Origin of the sequence: Paenibacillus sp. GbtcB18, from assembly GCF_019091125.1 — a bacterium.
GTDB lineage: Bacteria > Bacillota > Bacilli > Paenibacillales > NBRC-103111 > Paenibacillus_F > Paenibacillus_F chitinolyticus.
Window position 1 is genome coordinate 1 of record NZ_JAGXJX010000175.1, and the last position, 373, is coordinate 373.

Annotated in this window: 1 pseudogene; it reads left to right on the plus strand. The window is 33.8% G+C overall.

Annotation, left to right across the window (positions count from 1 at the left end):
* Positions 1-373 (plus strand): annotated as a pseudogene (locus KVT34_RS33055) (hypothetical protein); the annotation flags it as partial.

Here is a 373-nt window from a genome sequence, read left to right on the forward strand (position 1 = left end):
AAAAGACAGTACAAAAACGGAAGATAGCCAAAAAACTGAAGACAATGCAAAAACTGAGAACAACGCGAAAACTGAGAACAGCACAACAACTAAAAACAACACAAAAACTGAGAACAACGCAAAAACTGAAAACAACACAAAAACTGAAAACAACACAAAAGCTACAAACAACGCAAAAACTGAAAACAGCGCAAAAACTGAAAACAGCGCAAAAACTGAAAACAACACAAAAACTGAAAACAACACAAAAGCTACAAACAACGCAAAAACTGAAAACAACACAAAAGCTACAAACAACGCAACAACTAAAAACAATAACAACACAAAAACTGAGAACAATACAACAGCTACAACTAACGAAAAAACTGAAGCA